The sequence below is a fragment of the Tardiphaga sp. genome, assembly GCF_041424195.1.
GTDB lineage: Bacteria > Pseudomonadota > Alphaproteobacteria > Rhizobiales > Xanthobacteraceae > Tardiphaga.
The window spans coordinates 1-2,116 of sequence record NZ_JBGMOE010000042.1; the positions used below are offsets into that span (position 1 = coordinate 1).

The 2,116-nt window shown below is 61.8% G+C and carries 3 protein-coding genes; 1 reads left to right on the top strand and 2 read right to left on the bottom strand.

Annotated features, from left to right (window positions below; genetic code table 11):
- Together ACEK02_RS06070 and ACEK02_RS06075 are read right to left on the bottom strand one after the other, a co-directional pair.
- Positions 1-589, bottom strand: a 589-nt coding sequence (locus ACEK02_RS06070) for a bifunctional ornithine acetyltransferase/N-acetylglutamate synthase (protein WP_371420902.1), incomplete at its 3' end; no start/stop codon positions are given.
- A gap of 156 nt (positions 590-745) precedes the next feature.
- The gene (locus tag ACEK02_RS06075; RefSeq protein WP_371420903.1) at positions 746-1,048 is read right to left on the bottom strand and encodes a hypothetical protein; all 303 of its coding nucleotides are present in this window, start codon (positions 1,046-1,048) and stop codon (positions 746-748) included.
- A 198-nt stretch (positions 1,049-1,246) separates the two neighbouring features.
- Here ACEK02_RS06075 and ACEK02_RS06080 point away from each other — a divergent pair, with 198 nt between their 5' ends.
- Positions 1,247-1,723 (top strand): hypothetical protein, encoded by a 477-nt coding sequence (locus ACEK02_RS06080; RefSeq protein ID WP_371420904.1) that lies wholly within the window; start codon positions 1,247-1,249, stop codon positions 1,721-1,723.
- Positions 1,724-2,116 lie beyond the last annotated feature (393 nt).

The following is a 2,116-nucleotide window of genomic DNA, read 5'->3' on the forward strand; positions in this document are numbered from 1 at the left end:
TCGCCATGTCCGGCGCGATCATGCCGGCGCCCTTGGCCATGCCGTTGATGGTGACCTTGGCCTTGCCGAGCTTCACGGTGGCGGTCGCGACCTTCGGGAAAGTGTCGGTGGTCATGATCGCCCGGGCGGCGTCCATCCAGCCGTCCGGTCCGGCGCTGTCCGCCAGCGTGGCGAGCACGCCGTCGAACTTGGTCGCGTCCAGCGGTTCGCCGATCACGCCGGTCGAGGCAAGGAAGATCTCGTTCGGCTTGCAGCCCACGGCCTTGGACGCGATGTCGCCGGTGAGTTTGGTCGAAGCCTTGCCGGTCTTGCCGGTGAAGGCGTTGGCATTGCCGGAATTGACCACCAGCGCCTGCGCCTTGCCGTTCTTGAGCACGCTGCGACACCATTCCACCGGCGCTGACGGGCACTTCGACTTGGTGAACACGCCGGCCGCCGTCGTGCCCTTGTCCATCACCGCAAGCAGCACGTCGGTGCGGCCCTTGTAGCGGATCCCGGCGGCTGCCGTGGCGAGGCGCACGCCTGCGATGGCGGGCATCTCGGGAACGTCGGTCGGGGCGAGGGGGGAGACGGGGGACGGCTTGGCCATGAGTGCTTTCAGCTTTCGTAAAAAGATGAAGCGCTCTGTATCACCTCTGCCGCCGCGGTGGGAGAGGGCTTTGCCGTCATGCTCCCGTCACGTGGCGACTTGCTATGTGAACACGACCCTGTCCGAAAAACGGTACCCGCTTTTCGGCATCATGCTCTAGCCCGGGCCGAACTTGAACTTGCCGTCGTCTTCGAGGAACGGACCGCTGCGCATATAGAGCTGGCCGTTCTCGCCGATGAAGAACAGCGTGTTCTTCGGCACTTTCTTGGCGCCCTTCAGCAGGAATTTGGCATTGTTGGTGCCCATCTTGTACGCGAAGGTCTTGCCTGACGCGTCGTAGCCATAGCCCATATCGGGCGAGAGCACCCAGGGCGTCGGTGCCTGAGCCAGAGCAGGGCCCGCAAGGGCCGATGTCACCAGCGCGGCGGCGCACAGCATCGTAAAAACGCGAGCGGTCATCCCGAATTCTCCGAAAGTGTTTTTGAAACTACGTCGCGAATGTGCGGTCGTCTTGAACAAATCACGAACCGCAACGTTCCGTCAATACGACATGGGGTCGCGAAGAGTTTGTTATTTCGCAAGTCTGGCCGGGCGACTATCTTTCGCATTCGGGCTAAGCCGGTCCGCGATGAATGCGGCGATGGGGATGATTCGACAATGCGAGCGATCGTGAAAAGTCTTTTGGTTGTGGGCGCTGTCACCCTGGCATCCGGCCTGGCTGCGGCGGACGACTACAAACTCAGCAACAACCAGCGTATTTCCTGCGGCCGTGGCCTCAGCGCCGGCAAGCTGAGCACGGCCACCTGCCGCTCCTACGCCTATCTGTTCAACACCAGGACCTCCGAATATTTCCGCTGCTCGGTGTCGCTGTCGATGACACGCGATGCAAAGGAAGTCGTCAATGTGCAGACCGACGGCGGATGCGTGAAGAAGCCGCGCGTGTTCGATACCGATTCCACCTACTCATTCGATGCCACCGAGACTGAGCCGCCGAATACCAATTCGTTCTTCGGCAGTGGCGGCTTTGCCATGTGGGTGAGCGACAATACCCAGCAGAAAATCCGCGGCTGCGTCACGATTCCGTCGGGACTCGGCTCCGATGTATCGCGCTGCATCGATATGAAGTTCGAATAGGCGATCTTCTCCCCCGCTGCGCAGCTATCGCAGGATGGGGTGAGCGCCTTCGCGAAACCGATCGCTTTCTTCGTCTGCGATTGATGGGGTTCGCGAAGACTCTCTACCCATCCTACGGCCTCATCGGATTCAACTGTCAAACAGCCACTGCCCTTCAGACATGCGTCATCGCCCCTGTTGTTGGCGGCGCGGGGGCGCCGTCGTCGCTTGCATTCCCGCCCCCTTGCGAGAGGGCGTGCGGAACGCCGGGTGCCCGATGCACCCCTGGGCCTGATGCCGATGCGGTCTTCCGCAAGGGTATGCATCAGGACTTTCGGAAAGCACGGGCGACTGCCCGGCGTTCCGCCTGCGGTGTTTTGTCGGCTTGCTGAATGCTTGCCCAAGCAACCGATC

Excerpts from the sequence above, each read along its gene's own strand:
- ACEK02_RS06075 (WP_371420903.1), bottom strand. The coding sequence starts at position 1,048 with ATGACCGCTCGCGTTTTTACGATGCTGTGCGCCGCCGCGCTGGTGACA.
- ACEK02_RS06080 (WP_371420904.1), top strand. The coding sequence starts at position 1,247 with ATGCGAGCGATCGTGAAAAGTCTTTTGGTTGTGGGCGCTGTCACCCTG.